At 72.8% G+C, this 13,962-nt stretch carries 12 protein-coding genes and 1 other RNA gene; 6 read left to right on the forward strand and 7 right to left on the reverse strand.

Features of this window, described 5'->3' with window-relative positions; translation table 11 throughout:
• Positions 1-3 precede the first annotated feature (3 nt).
• A complete protein-coding gene (gene ppgK / locus BIV04_RS01395) occupies positions 4-765 on the forward strand; it encodes a polyphosphate--glucose phosphotransferase (protein WP_071253505.1) in 762 nt (253 codons plus the stop codon).
• A gap of 75 nt (positions 766-840) precedes the next feature.
• On the opposite strand, the gene rnpB is transcribed toward ppgK, so the two are convergent.
• From rnpB to BIV04_RS01425, 6 genes are all read right to left on the reverse strand, one after another.
• Positions 841-1,221, reverse strand: an RNA gene (gene rnpB / locus BIV04_RS01400) — RNase P RNA component class A.
• A 71-nt stretch (positions 1,222-1,292) separates the two neighbouring features.
• Entirely contained in the window at positions 1,293-2,036 is a 744-nt protein-coding gene (locus BIV04_RS01405) for a zinc ribbon domain-containing protein (protein ID WP_177174732.1), read from the reverse strand.
• Positions 2,037-2,148: 112 nt separating this feature from the next.
• Entirely contained in the window at positions 2,149-2,964 is an 816-nt protein-coding gene (locus tag BIV04_RS01410) for a Nif3-like dinuclear metal center hexameric protein (RefSeq protein ID WP_071253507.1), read from the reverse strand.
• A 9-nt stretch (positions 2,965-2,973) separates the two neighbouring features.
• A complete protein-coding gene (locus BIV04_RS01415) occupies positions 2,974-4,359 on the reverse strand; it encodes a hypothetical protein (RefSeq protein WP_071253508.1) in 1,386 nt (461 codons plus the stop codon).
• Positions 4,360-4,474: 115 nt separating this feature from the next.
• The gene (locus BIV04_RS01420; RefSeq protein ID WP_177174733.1) at positions 4,475-5,281 is read right to left on the reverse strand and encodes an alpha/beta fold hydrolase; all 807 of its coding nucleotides are present in this window, start codon (positions 5,279-5,281) and stop codon (positions 4,475-4,477) included.
• Positions 5,278-6,417, reverse strand: coding sequence for an FAD-dependent oxidoreductase (locus tag BIV04_RS01425; RefSeq protein ID WP_071253510.1), 1,140 nt, complete (start codon positions 6,415-6,417; stop codon positions 5,278-5,280). Before BIV04_RS01425 ends, BIV04_RS01420 begins: the two co-directional genes overlap by 4 nt.
• 243 nt (positions 6,418-6,660) lie before the next feature.
• On the opposite strand from BIV04_RS01425, the gene BIV04_RS01430 reads away from it, so the two are divergent.
• The 5 genes from BIV04_RS01430 to BIV04_RS01450 all read left to right on the forward strand — a co-directional run bounded on the left by BIV04_RS01430 (position 6,661) and on the right by BIV04_RS01450 (position 13,234).
• Positions 6,661-7,542, forward strand: a complete 882-nt coding sequence (locus BIV04_RS01430) for a septum formation family protein (protein ID WP_177174734.1) — start codon at positions 6,661-6,663, stop codon at positions 7,540-7,542.
• 75 nt (positions 7,543-7,617) lie between these two features.
• Positions 7,618-9,087: a cardiolipin synthase gene (cls, locus tag BIV04_RS01435; RefSeq protein ID WP_071253514.1), complete on the forward strand. Its 1,470-nt coding sequence runs from the start codon at positions 7,618-7,620 to the stop codon at positions 9,085-9,087.
• Between the two features lie 77 nt (positions 9,088-9,164).
• On the forward strand, positions 9,165-9,743 hold the full coding sequence (locus tag BIV04_RS01440) for a DinB family protein (protein ID WP_071253517.1): 579 nt from the start codon (positions 9,165-9,167) through the stop codon (positions 9,741-9,743).
• 99 nt (positions 9,744-9,842) lie between these two features.
• Entirely contained in the window at positions 9,843-11,228 is a 1,386-nt protein-coding gene (locus BIV04_RS01445) for a magnesium chelatase (protein ID WP_071253519.1), read from the forward strand.
• 8 nt (positions 11,229-11,236) lie between these two features.
• A complete protein-coding gene (locus BIV04_RS01450) occupies positions 11,237-13,234 on the forward strand; it encodes a VWA domain-containing protein (RefSeq protein WP_071253521.1) in 1,998 nt (665 codons plus the stop codon).
• Here BIV04_RS01450 and BIV04_RS01455 read toward each other — a convergent pair.
• A complete protein-coding gene (locus BIV04_RS01455) occupies positions 13,203-13,958 on the reverse strand; it encodes an SCO1664 family protein (protein WP_255364103.1) in 756 nt (251 codons plus the stop codon). The genes BIV04_RS01450 and BIV04_RS01455 overlap by 32 nt on opposite strands.
• Positions 13,959-13,962 lie beyond the last annotated feature (4 nt).

Genomic DNA, 13,962 nt, shown 5'->3' on the forward strand with positions numbered 1-13,962 from the left:
CCCATGGCACGCACCGCAGTGGGAATCGACATCGGCGGCACAGGCATCAAGGGGGCGATCGTCGACCTCGACAGCGGCGAGCTCCTCTCGGACCGCATCAAGAAGAGCACCCCCGAGGGCGGCGAGCCGGACGCCATCGTCGCGGTCGTCCAGCAGATCGTCGACGAACTCGGCCTCGACGACGCCTCGGTGCCGGTCGGCGTCTGCTTCCCGGCCGCCATCATGGACGGCAAGACCCTCTCGGCCGCCAACGTGTCGAAGAAGTGGATCGGCTTCGAGGCCGAGAAGCTCTTCGAGACCACGCTCGGCCGGGGCATCCACTTCGTGAACGACGCCGACGCCGCCGGCTACGCCGAGACGCGTTTCGGCGCCGCGAAGGACGTCAAGGGCCTCGTCATCATGACGACGCTCGGCACGGGCATCGGCACCGCCCTGATCAACGACGGCGTGCTCATCGTCAACGCCGAGCTCGGGCACCTCGAGATCGGTGGCAAGGACTACGAGACCAAGGCCTCGTTCGCGGCGAAGGAGCGCGACGACCTCAGCTGGAAGCACTGGGCGAAGCGCCTGCAGAAGTACTTCTCGCACCTCGAGGCCCTGCTCTACCCGCGCCTGATCATCGTCGGGGGCGGCGTCTCGAAGCACCACGACGAGTTCCTGCCGCTGCTCGACCTGCGGGCTGAGATCGTCCCCGCCAAGCTCCGCAACAACGCCGGCATCATGGGTGCCGCCGCCCTGGCCGCCGAATCGAACCCGGCGTTTTGAGGCGACGCACGACCGACGCGACGAGACCCCGGGTCAGGAGGCGCGCCTCCTGACCCGGGGTCTTCTCGCGTGAGGCGAATGGGCCGACTGGTACGCCGGGTTCTGTCCCGGTGCCGAAGCACCATGGACGGCCATCTCTCTCGGAACTACGTTGCCGCAGCTCTCTAGCGGTCTACCCGGGGACTCGGCGAGCAGCCTCGACGTCCCCTCTTTGACCTTGCTCCGGGCGAGGTTTACATAGCCGGCCGGTCACCCGAGCCGCTGGTGGTCTCTTACACCGCCGTTTCACCCTTACCCCGTGTCGCACCCGAGGGTGCGACCCGTGGCGGTCTGCTCTCTGTTGCACTTTCTCGCGGGTTGCCCCGGGTGGGTGTTACCCACCGCCCTGCTCTGTGGAGCCCGGACGTTCCTCGGCGGCGGGTTCGCACCCGCCGACGCGACCGTCTTGTCGACCCATTCGCGACACCGAGCCTAGCGGTGCGGCGCCCGCCCGTGGTGCCGTGGGGCCAGCGGGGCACCGGTAGGGGTCAGATGCCCGACTCGTAGGTGCGGACGAGGACGGCGTTGCTGTCGGGGCAGAGCACGACGTCGTCCTCGGCCGCGGCGCGCACGGCCGCCAGGTCGCTGCCGGTGAGGGCCACGCCACTGGCACTCGACACGCCGCCGCGCAACAGGGACGCACCCACGCCGTAGCGGTCACGCTGACGTTCGTAGAGGGCCAGCAGGTCGGCGGGCACCGTCGCCGCGATCGTCTCGCGGTTGGCGACGACCTCGGCCCGGTCGGCCTCGAGCTCGGCGAGCTTGGCGTCGCGCCCGGTCTCGGCGTCGACGCGGCGGGTGTCGAGCTGGTCGAGCTCGCCCTGCGTCACCGCGGCGACGGCGCCCAGGCTCTCGACGCGCTCCATCACCTCGAGCTCGAGGTCTTCCAGGTCGGAGCGACGCTTGGCGAGTGCGGCGAGCTCGCCCTCGAGGGCGGCGACGTCCTTCGTCGACGACGACGACGCGATGCGCTGTTCGTCCCGGGCGACGCGCGCCTCGACGACGGCGACGTCGGACTCGATGCGCTTGAGTTCGCTCTGCGCGTCTTCCCACGCACCCTGCTCGGTCGCGAGGCGGCTGCGCAGGCGCGAGCCGTCGCCCTCGAGCGACGCGAGGACGGCGATCTCGGGCAGGTTGGCGCCCTTGTGCGCGATCTGTCGCAACGCGGTGTCGAGTTGCTGCAGGTCGAGCAGCAGGGCCTGGTGCTCGTAGCTGGCTTTCATCAGGGGCATGGGGACTCTTCTCGGGGTCGGGGGGAGGCGGGGACGGGGCGACGAGGAGGCGCGGGTCGCGAGGTCTCGCGGGTCACGACGTGCCGTCGTCGCCGGGGACGGCTCGGGGTGCTCACTGCACGACGGCGAAGTCCCACGGGTCGGTGCGCAGGTCGCTGAGGGTGACCTCGACGTCGTGCAGCTCGCGGCGGAGCTGTTCGGCCGCCGTGTCGAGCCAGAGCCACTCGGCCGCCCAGTGCGACACGTCGACGAGGGCGGGGCCGCGGCCGAGCCTCATGAGCTCGCGGGCGTCGGAGGCGGGGTGGTGGCGCAGGTCGCTCGTGACGTACACGTCGGCGGCTAACACCGCCGGGTCGGCCAGCAGTGAGTCGCCGGCACCGGCGCAGAGGGCGACCGTCTCGACGACGCGGTCGGAGTCACCGGCCACGCGGATGCCCGACGCGGTCGGGGGCAGGACGTCGCCGAGCTGGCGGGCGAGGGCGACGAGGGTCATCGCGTGCGGCAGACGGCCGACGATGCCGAGGCCCGTGCCCTCGGTCGTGCCCGGGGTGATCGGTCGCTGCTCGACGAGACCGAGCTGGTGGGCGAGCACGCGCGATGTGCCGGTCTCGACGACGTCGGCGTTCGTGTGGGCGGCGACGAGGCCGCACCCGGCCCGGACGAGCCGCGCGACGACGGCGCCCTTGGTGGTGTCTTCGGCGACGGTCGAGACGCCGTGGAACAACAGGGGGTGGTGGACAAGCAGCAGGTCGGCGCCCATGCCGACGGCCTCGTCGACGGTGTCGAGCACGGCGTCGACGGCCAGGTGCACGTGCGTCACGGGCTGGTCAGGATCACCGACGACCAGGCCGGGTGAGTCCCACGACGAGGCGCCCGCGAGAGGCCAGAGACGTTCGATGACGGAGTTGACCGATGCGAGGGTGGACACCTCGACAGCCTAGTCGCGAGCCGTCGAGCGGAACCCCGTGATCATCACCGCGACGATGAACGCCACGACCGCGGCGCCGAGCAGGGCGACGACGACCGAGACCGACGTCGAGAGGCCGGTCAGGCCCACGGCGCGCACGAGGAAGCCCTGCCACGCGAACGAGCCCAGGTCGCTCAGCAGCAGCCCGAAGCCCAGGACGGTGCCGACGACGACACCGGCCACGACGCCGATCGGACCGCGGCGGGCGACGCGCGTCGCGTCGTCGGGGCGGGTCGAGACCGACGCGAGCGCGGTCAGGCCGACGAGGCCGGTCGCGACGGGGACGGCGACGGTCGCGAGGACGGCCGAGGCGACGGCGAGGGCCGGGACGAAGGCCAGCACGACGGCCGCGACGACGAGCAGGGCGGCCGCGGCGGCGACCACGAGCGCGAGGGGACGGCGCAGGAGGGGCGGGACGGGGGCGGAGGCGACCGCCTGGGTGGCGGAGGCCGTCGTGGTCGGCGCGACCAGCGCCTCCTGGTCGGCTGCTGCCTGCTCGTCGACTGCTGCCTGCTCGTCGGCGGGTTCGGCCACTTCGGCCGCGGCCCCCGTCTCGCCCGCTTCGCGGACGAGGGCCCGAGGGCCGGTCGACGGGACCACGACGGGAGACGAGGTCGGGGCGGAGGCCGTGGGGCGGTCGCCGTCCGAGCCGGGGGCGAGCGGAGCGTTCGGTGCGTGGCCCGCCTCGACCACGGGACGGGCCTCGCGGATCGCCCCGGGGGGCACGACGGGGACGACCCCGGTGAAGCGGAGGCGCGTGGCCTCGAGTGCGCGGGCCGCCTCGTCCGTGCCGACGCGGGTGATCTCGTCCTCCCACGAGGCGAAGCGTGCGGCCTCGACCTGGCGCAGGGCGAGCTGGGCCTGGACGACGGCCATCAGGTCGATCGTCGCGGTGTCCTCGAGGCGCTTCTCGACCAGGCGGGCGAGGACCTCGTCGTCGAGCGTCATCCGCTCGGGAGGCTGGGGCAGGTCGTCGGGCACCGACACGGCGAGCACCGGCAGCGTGATCGCCGAGGTGTCGACCGAGTGGCGGGCCACGCTCGCCGGGCGGGCCTCGAAGGCGTCGGTGGGCACGACGTCGTCGAGGACGACGTCGGCACGGTGCGAGGGGATCGAGACGGGGCGGGGTGCTCGGGGCGTCGCGGGCTCGGGGGTGACGTCCGCCTGGTCGAGGGAGGCCACGGGGGCGAGGGTCTGGTTCACGGGGTGGTGCTCCTGCTGGTCCGGGCGAGCGGAGGGCTCGGGGACGGTGTCGTCGAGGGGTGCGACGAACGTCACACGGCGCCGGTGGAACGTGACGTCGTCGTCGAGGGGTGCGATGCCCCCGACGCTCGCGGTCTGCACGTTGTCGGCCATGCTCGGATGGTAGGTGACGAACGACCTCGCGGCGGGCGGACTCGCCGGTCCGACCGGCACATTCCCCGTTGCGAGCCGATCGGCCGATCGCCCGGTGCCCGTGACGATCGGGGCGTCAGGAGGCGCGGGTCAGGTGGGCGAGCACCTCGCGCGCGACCCCGCGCGAACCCAGGCCGAGGTGACCGGACCGAGGGTGCACGGCGAGCGTCGCGTCCAGCAGGCCCGCCACGGTGCGTGCCACGAGGTCGAGCGGGTAGAAGCCGTCGGCGCCTCCGGCCACGACGAGCGTCGGCGCGGTGACCTCGCCGAGGCGGTCGCCCACGTCGAACGAGTCCTCGGCGTCGAGCGTCACGACCAGGTCGTCGTGCCGGTCGCCGACGACGACGTGGTGCGCCACGCGTCCGAGGCGCCGCAGGGCGTTCGAGGCGGGGACGCCGGTGGTCGTCTGACCGAGCATGGCGGCCGAGGCACCTGGCGCGTCGCCGGCCCGGAGGCGCTCGGCGGTGCGCCGCTGGGCCTCGCGCCCGCCATCGCCCAGCCGGTGAGCGGCCGACACGAGGACCAGTCTCCGCACCAGCTCGGGGTGGTCGACGGCCAGCTGCAAGGCGATGCTGCCGCCCGTCGAGGTGCCGACCACGTCGACCGGACCGTCACCGATCTCGGCCGCGGCCCGGGCCACGTCGTCGGCGAGGTCGCTCATCGTGGTGCCCGCGGGCAGCCCACGGCGACGGCCCAGCGTCCACAGGTCGACCTCGCGGACGAGCGGCGCCGTCTCGAGCCGCAGCAGGGTGCGGTCCCAGGTCGAGGGGTGGTGGCGACCCGGCCCGACCCCGGGCAACAGGATCGTGGCCGCGCCGCTCCCCCGGCGGACGAAGGGCTGGCCCGCCACGGTGCCACGGATCGTCGCGGCCCGGCGGGTCACGATCGACCCAGCCGGCGGAACCGTGCCGGGGCCTCGCCGCCCTCGACGAGGTCGACGAGGATCGACCCCACGAGCGGGGTGAACTTGAAGCCGTGCCCGGAGAAGCCCGCCCCCACCACGACGGGACCGACCCGGTCGAGCACGAAGTCCTCGTCGTCGGTCGTCGTGTACGTGCAGCTGATCGGGTCCGCCGTCTCGGCGTCGACGCCGGGCAGCCACTCCCGCGCGTAGCGGCGCAGCTGCTCCAGCTGCTCGGGGTCGGGCGTGAAGGACCGGCGGTCGGGGTGCACGACGGGGCCGGCTCCGTGCCAGCCCGCCTTGACGCCCTCACCCGGCGTGAGCATGCCGTAGACGACGCTCGGCCACCACGACTCGGCGGGCCGGTCGGGATCGGGACGGTGGTTGAAGCTCGGCCACACGGCCTCGGGGTCGGTCACGGAGAAGTGCGCGGGTTGCTCCTGCGTCACGGTGAGCCGAGGGAGACGGACGAGGCCGCCGACGACGTCCTCGGTCCAGGCACCCGCCGTCACCACCACGCGGCGGGCGACGATGTCGTCGTCGGCCGTGACGACCCGGACGCGCTCGGGCCCTTCGACGTGCAGGGCCGTGACCGGCGTCGACCAGCGCAGTCGCGCCCCGTGGGCCGTCGCCGCCCGGGCGAGGGCCTCCAGGGCCTCGGCGGCGCGGATGCGTCCGCTGCCGGGCACGTGCAGCACCTCGGTCTCGAAGCGGATGCCCCTCCACCGCTCCCCCGCGTCCTCGGCGGCGACCAGTTCGCTGGGGACGCCCGCATCGACGTGCAGGGCCCTCATGCGGCGGAGCATCGCCGGGCGACCGTGGTTGACGACCCCGACGAGGTCGAGGAGCGGGGTGCCGGTCTCGTCGGCCAGCGCGTCCCACCGCACCCGCGCCTCCTGCACGAGCGCGACGTAGTCGGCGTCGTCGTAGGCGACGTTGAGGTTGCGGGTCGCGCCGTGCGAGGCACCCCGGTGGTGCCCCTGCTCGAACCGCTCGACGAGCACGACCTCGTGTCCGCGCGACGCGGCCTGCCAGGCCGTCGCGAGGCCCATGGCTCCTCCGCCGACCACGACCAGGTCGACGTCGGCGCGGGGCGGACTCGGGTGACCGGACGACATCCCCCGAGCATAGGAGGTGCGGTGCGGCCCGGCCCTGCCGGCTCGCGCCCCGAGGCACGCCCGCCTCCCTGGCCCGCCTCCCTGGCCCGCCGACGGGGGCTGCTGCCGTCGCGCCGGGTGCCGGTAACATCCCTCGACGGCCGCCTCGGGATGCGGTGCGCGCAGCAGCAGGGGGACCTCGTGGACCGACCAGACGACCAGACGACGACCGCGGGACCCTCGGGGGCGACCCCCGTGTCCGTCGTGGCTGAGGAACTCGTGCAGCGGTTCGGGCCGCTCGAGATGCGCGTCCTGCCCAGCGACTACCCGACCGGCGCCGTCGACGTCCCGGGAGCCGGCCAACCCGAGATGCTGCGCGTCCGGCTGGGCGCGACCGAGTTCCTCGACCTGGGGCACGACGGATCGCACTGGTTCGCGGTGCCACTGCGCATCGACGCGTCGGGGCCCACGTCCCTCGACCAGCGGCGACGTGACCCCCTCGGCGTGGGCGTCGGTGAGGCGACGTCCGCCGTGCTCGACGCAGTCTCGGCCACGGTGCGGCGCTGGGCCGCCCTGGTCCCGCCCGAGTCGCGCCTGGGCACGGCCTGGCCCTCGCCGCAGGCGTTCACACCCGGTGCCGTGGCGGCCGTCCCGGCTCCGAAGCGGTCGCGAGGCGTGCTGTTCGGCGTGCTGGGCGCGGTCGGCGTCATCGCCTTCGGCGGGGTGTCCTTCGCCCTCTACCAGGCCAACGGCGGCGAGGGTGGCATCGTCGAGACGGGGTCCGAGCTCGTGACCGAGCTGACCACCGGGGACTGCTTCGACATGACGAACGGCGTCGACGACGACATGCAGACCTTCGTCGACGTGACCGCCTGCGGCGAGGTGCACCACTTCGAGGTCTTCGCCGAGCCGAACCTCGACGACGCCGCGTTCCCCGGTGACGACGAGGTCACGCGGCTCGGCGACGACGCCTGCTACGAGGCCTTCGACGACTACGTCGGGTCGACCTGGGAGGACTCGGCCCTCGACTACGGCTATTTCACGCCGACCGAGGACACCTGGGCCACCGGCGACCGCGAGGTGACCTGCTACCTCGCGACGGCCCCCGAGGGCGAGTCGGCGAGCCTGGCGGGCAGCGGCCGCTGACCGGCCCCGGCGCCGTGGAGACGCCGGGGCGAACGGAGGCGGCCTCGCAGGGCCTCGACCTGCGATGATCGGCGGATGACCTGGCGCAAGCTCCTCAAGGCGTTCCCGACCGTGATCCTGGTGGTCGACATCCTCATCAGGATCGTGTCGGTGGCGGTCGTGCCGCGCAACCGGCGTCCGAGCTCGGCCATGGCCTGGCTGATGGCGATCTTCGTCGCGCCGATCCCGGGCAGCGTCCTCTACGGCCTGCTCGGCAGCACGAAGCTGCCGAAGGATCGGCGGGACAAACAGCGCGAGATCAACTCGCTCATCCTCGAGAACACGCAGGGCCTCGACAACCGCGTGCCGACCGACACCCAGCCGCCGTGGTTCGGCACGGTCGTCCAGCTGAACCGCACGCTCGGCGCCATGCCCTTGATCCCCGGCAACGCGGCCCGACTGCTGCCGGACTACGCCGGGTCGATCGCGGCCATGACCGAGGCGGTCGACGCGGCCGAGCGGTACGTCCACGTCGAGTTCTACATCCTCACGCGCGACGAGTCGACCTTCCTCTTCTTCGACGCCCTCAAGCGGGCCCACGACCGCGGGGTCAAGGTCCGCGTGCTCTACGACCACTGGGCGACGATCCGCAACCCGCAGGGCCGCGTGACGCGCACCTGGCTCCGGGACGCCGGCATCCGCTTCGAGGAGATGCTGCCGTTCCACCCCACGAAGGGCATGTGGCGGCGACCCGACCTGCGCAACCACCGGAAGATCGTGGTCGTCGACGGCGACGTCGCCTTCACCGGGTCGCAGAACATGACCGACCCCAGCTACAACAAGCGGGGCAACATCCGGCGGGGCCTGCAATGGAAGGACCTCATGGTGCGCGTCGACGGGCCCGCCGCGGTGGGCCTGAACGCCCTCTTCATTACCGACTGGTACAGCGAGACCGACGAGCTGCCCACCGACGCCGAGGCCGAGCCGCTCGTCGAACGCCGCTCGGGCGACGACGCCTACGAGTGCCAGGTCGTGCCGAGCGGGCCCGGGTTCGACGGTGAGAACAACCTGCGGCTCTTCAACGCCCTGGTCTACGGCGCACAAGAACGGCTGATCATCGCGAGCCCCTACTTCGTGCCCGACGAATCGATGCTCTACGCCATCACCACGGCCGCCGAGCGCGGCGTCGACGTGCAGTTGTTCGCCTGCGAGGTCGCCGACCAGTTCCTCGTCTACCACGCCCAGCGGTCGTACTACGAGACGCTGCTGCGGGCCGGCGTGCGCATCTTCCTCTACGAGAAGCCGATCGTGCTGCACTCGAAGCACTTCACGGTCGACGACGACGTGGCGGTCATCGGGTCGAGCAACATGGACATGCGATCGTTCAGCCTGAACTTCGAGGTGTCGCTCATGGTGCGGGGAGCCGGTTTCGTCGACCAGGTCCGCGAGATCGAGGCGGACTACCGCGAGAAGTCGCACGAGATCACGCTCGCGGGCTGGCTCACGCGGCCCGCTCCCCTGCAGGTGCTCGACAACGTCGCGCGTCTCACGGCGGCGGTGCAGTAGGTCGCCCCCTCCCGGCGGCCCTGCCCGGGGGTGGTCCGCCGGTGGACGGGGGGCGCGGCGACGGGCAGAGTGTCGGCATGGACCAGAAGGAACACCTCAGCCGGTACCTGACCCGTTCGCGCGACGACCTGGTGCGCAAGCTCGACGGGCTGTCGGAGTACGACGTCCGTCGCCCGCTGGTGCCGAGCGGCACCAACCTGCTCGGGCTGGTCAAGCACGTCGCCACCGTGCAGCTCGGCTACCTCGGCGACGTCTTCGGTCGACCGAGCGGCATCGAGACGCCGTGGCTGACCGACGAGAGCGAGCCCGAAGCCGACCTGTGGGCGACACCCGACGAGAGCCGCGCCTTCGTCGTGGATCTCCTGCAGCGGTCGAACGCCCACGCCGACGAGACGGTCCGGGCGTTGTCGCTGGACGCCCCGGGCGACGTCCCCTGGTGGGGACCCGACCGCCGTGCCGTCACGCTGCACCAGATCCTCGTGCACCTGACCGTCGAGACCGCGCGGCACGCGGGCCACGCCGACGTCGTCCGCGAGCTGATCGACGGAGGCCTCGGCAACGGTCCCGCCGACCCGAACGTGCCCGACCGCGACGCCGACGGATGGCGTCGACACCACGACCGCGTCGAAGCGGCCGCCCGCGCCGCCACGGGCTGACCGTCAGGCGACGGATGTCGTCGACCCCCCACGTCTCGGCAAGCTCGCAGGAGGTGCCCCTCGCGAGGTCCGGGTCGGGAGCGTAGCGTCGCCGGGGTGATGCCTCCCTCCGCGAGAACCGTCGGCGAACTCAGGCGCTCGGGCCACGTCCCGAAGCCCCTCCGCACCGAGATCCGAGACAACCTGCTCGACGCGCTGAGAGAGGGTCGCGACCCCTGGCCGGGACTCCACGGCTTCGGGTCGACGGTCATCCCCCAGCTCGAACGGGCGTTGATCGCGGGCCACGACATCGTCCTGCTGGGTGAACGCGGTCAGGGCAAGACCCGCCTGCTGCGGACGCTCGCGGGTCTGCTCGACGAGTGGTCCCCGGTCATCGAGGGGTCCGAACTCGGCGAGCACCCGTTCGAGCCGATCACGACCGAGAGCCGTCGTCGAGCCGCCGACCTCGGCGACGACCTGCCGGTGGTCTGGCGGGGACGCGACGAGCGCTACGTCGAGAAGCTCGCGACGCCCGACACGAGCGTCGCCGACCTGATCGGCGACGTCGACCCGATGCGCGTGGCCGAGGGACGCAGCCTGGGCGACCCCGAGACGATCCACTTCGGGCTGATCCCCCGCGGCCACCGCGGCATCGTCGCGGTCAACGAGTTGCCGGACCTCGCCGAACGCATCCAGGTGGCGATGCTCAACGTGATGGAGGAGCGCGACATCCAGATCCGCGGGTACGTCCTGCGGCTGCCCCTCGACGTGCTCGTCGTGGCCAGCGCCAACCCCGAGGACTACACCAACCGTGGTCGGATCATCACGCCCCTGAAGGACCGCTTCGGCGCCGAGATCCGGACGCACTACCCGACCGAGCTGGCCGACGAGGTCGCGGTCGTCCGCCAGGAGGCCGACCTCGTCGCCGAGGTGCCCGACCACCTCGTCGAGATCTTGGCCCGATTCACCCGGGCCCTGCGCCAGTCCCCCTCGGTCGACCAGCGCAGCGGCGTCAGCGCGCGCTTCGCGATCGCCGGGGCCGAGACCATCGCGGCCGCGGCGCTGCACCGCGCGACCCGACAGGGTGAGGACGAGGCCGTCGCTCGCCCGATCGACCTCGAGACGGCCGTCGACGTGCTCGGCGGCAAGATCGAGTTCGAGTCGGGCGAGGAGGACCGGGCCGAGGAGGTCCTCGAACACCTGCTGAGGACGGCGACCGCTGAGACCGTCCGTGCCCACTTCCGCGGGCTCGACTTCGACGCCCTCGTCGACGCCCTCGAGTCGGGTGTCATGGTGACGACTGGTGAGCAGGTGACCGCCCGGGACTTCCTGGCCGGATTGCCCTCGCTCGGCGAGGACGACCTCTACGATCGCGTCGCCGAACGGCTCGGCGCGACGTCCGACGGCGGGCGCGCCGGGGCCATCGAGCTGGCGCTCGAGGGCCTCTTCCTGGCCCGGCGCGTGAGCAAGGAGAGCGGCGACGGTGAAGCGGCCTACGGGTTCTGAGGTGCGACGTGGCTAGGGCGAACCGGCGGTTGCACCGGGCCGCGCGCTACCAGAGGTACGCCGACGGTCCCGACCCGCTCGCGCCTCCTGCTGACCTGTCCGAGGCGCTCGACGCCGTCGGGCGCGACGTCATGGCCGGCACGAGCGCCGAGGCGGCGCTCCGCGAGTTCCTCCGCCGTGGGGGCCGCGACCAGACCGGCCTCGACGACCTCGCCCGACAGGTCGCCGAACGTCGGCGGGCCCTCACCCGGGACCACCACCTGGACGGCACGCTCCAGGAGGTCCGCGGACTGCTCGACCGGGCCCTGCGAGCCGAACGCGCCCAGCTCGCCCGCGACGTCGACCTGGACGACGGCGACCGAGCCCTGGCCCAGCTCCAGCTCGACAGCCTGCCGCCGTCCCCGGCCGGCGCCGTCGCCGAGCTGTCGGACTACCGCTGGCAGAGCGGCGAAGCCGGTCAGGCGTACGAGCAGATCAAGGACCTCCTCGGCCGCGAGATGCTCGACCAGCGGTTCGCGGGGATGAAGGGTGCCCTCGAGAACGCGACCGACGCCGATCGCGCGGCCGTCGCCGAGATGCTGCGCGACCTCAACGCCTTGCTCGACGCCCACGCCCGCGGCGAGGACACCCCTGAGCAGTTCGACGACTTCATGGCGAAGCACGGCGACTCGTTCCCCGAGCAGCCGTCCGACGTCGACGAGCTGATCGACGCCCTCGCCGCCCGGGCCGCGGCCGCCCAGCGGCTGCGCAACTCGATGTCGGCCGAGCAGCGTGCCGAGTTGGACGCGCTGGCGCAGCAGGCCTTCGGCTCGCCCGAGCTGATGCAGTCGCTCGAGCAGCTGGACGGCACGCTGCGATCGCTCCGGCCGGGCCAGGACTGGAGCGGAGCGGAAGGTCTCGACGGCGAGCAAGGCCTCGGGCTCGGTGACGGCACGGGGGTCTTCCAGGACCTCGCCGACCTCGACGCGCTCGCCGAACAACTGGCCCAGCAGTCGCGCGGGTCGTCGCTCAACGACGTCGACCTCGACGCCCTGCGCCGCCAGCTGGGCGAGCAGGCCGCCGTCGACGCCGCGGCCCTGCGGCGGCTCGAGAAGGCCCTCCGCGATTCCGGTGCCCTCCGCCGTCGCGCCGACGGCACGCTGGCCCTGACGCCCCGGGCCATGAGACAGCTCGGCAAGACACTGCTGCGCGACGTCGCCGCGAAGATGTCGGGACGAGCGGGGAGGCGCGAGTTGCGGTCCGCGGGAGCCCTCGGCGATCGCTCCGGCGCGAGTCGCGAATGGGCCTTCGGCGACACCGAGCCGTGGGACGTGACCCGGACGATCACGAACGCGGTCACGCGGACCGCCGCCGCGGGCGGCCGGACCGACGGCGGGGTGCGGATCGAGATCGGCGACGTCGAGGTGCACGAGACGGACGCCCGGACGCAGGCCTGCGTCGCCCTGCTCGTCGACACGTCGTTCTCGATGGCGATGGAGGACCGCTGGGTGCCGATGAAGCGCACGGCCCTCGCCCTGCACACCCTGATCACGTCGCGCTTCCGTGGAGACGACCTGCAGCTGATCGGGTTCGGCCGGCACGCCGAGGTCATGCCCATCGAGCAGCTCGTCGCCCTCGACGCCAAGTGGGACAAGGGCACGAACCTGCACCACGCGCTGCTGCTCGCCAATCGGCACTTCCGCAAGCACCCCACGGCACAGCCCGTCCTGCTGATCGTGACCGACGGCGAGCCGACCTCGCACCTCGAACCCGGCGGTGAGGTCTTCTTCGACTACCCGCCGCACCCCGTGACGATCCTGCGGGCGGTGGAGCAGCTCGACGTGGCCCGCCGGCTCGGCGCGCACACGACGTTCTTCCGGCTCGGCGACGACCCGGGGCTCGCCCGCTTCGTCGAGGGGATGGCGCGGCGCGTCGACGGCACGGTGACCGCCCCCGACCTGGACGACCTCGGGGCGGCCGTCGTCGGGTCGTACGTCAGAACACGGGCCACGGAACCGCCGGCATAGGGCCGTGCGGCTCGGGGAAGACGGGCGACGCGAGGAGGCGCGCGCAGCGATCGTCAAGCGCCTCGAGTTCGTCGGGGGTGAGGAGCGGAGCCAGGGTCGAGCCCAGTGAGCCCGAGAGGGCGGATCGGACGCGGCCGACCCCGTCGGCCTCGTCCGCGGTCAGCGGGTCGCCGATCCACCCCCACAGCACCGTGCGCAGCTTGTGCTCGGCGTGGAAGGTGAGGCCGTGGTCGACGCCGTGCCGCCGCCCGTCGGGCAGCGCGAGCACGTGGGCGCCCTTGCGGTCGGCGTTGTTGACCACGACGTCGAAGACGGCCATGCGGCGGAGCGCCTCGCTGTCCTCGTGGATCAGGGCCACCGGCCCGTCGTCGCCGTCCCCCTCGAGCACGAGCCGCCATCCGTCGTCGGGCAGGTCGTCGACCGGCACGAGGTCGACGGCGTCCTGCTCCGGGTCGACGTCCTGCCAAAGCTGGACCATGCCCTCGCCGAGCGGACCGTCGCGCAGCCAGGTGCGCGGCACGACGTCCCAGCCCAGGGCCTCGGAGACGAGGTAGGCCGCGACCTCGCGGTCGGCGAGCCGTCCGTCCGGGAAGTCCCAGAGCGGCCGTTCGCCGGCCACGGGCTTGTAGATGACCGACACGTCGCCGAGGCGGGCCAGGAAGGACGCGTTCGAGGCCGTGCGGATGCGCCCGGTGAGTTCGAGCTCGACGTCGTCCGAGGGCACGGTG

It is taken from the genome of Frigoribacterium sp. MCBA15_019, from assembly GCF_001864945.1.
Taxonomy (GTDB): Bacteria; Actinomycetota; Actinomycetes; order Actinomycetales; family Microbacteriaceae; genus Frigoribacterium.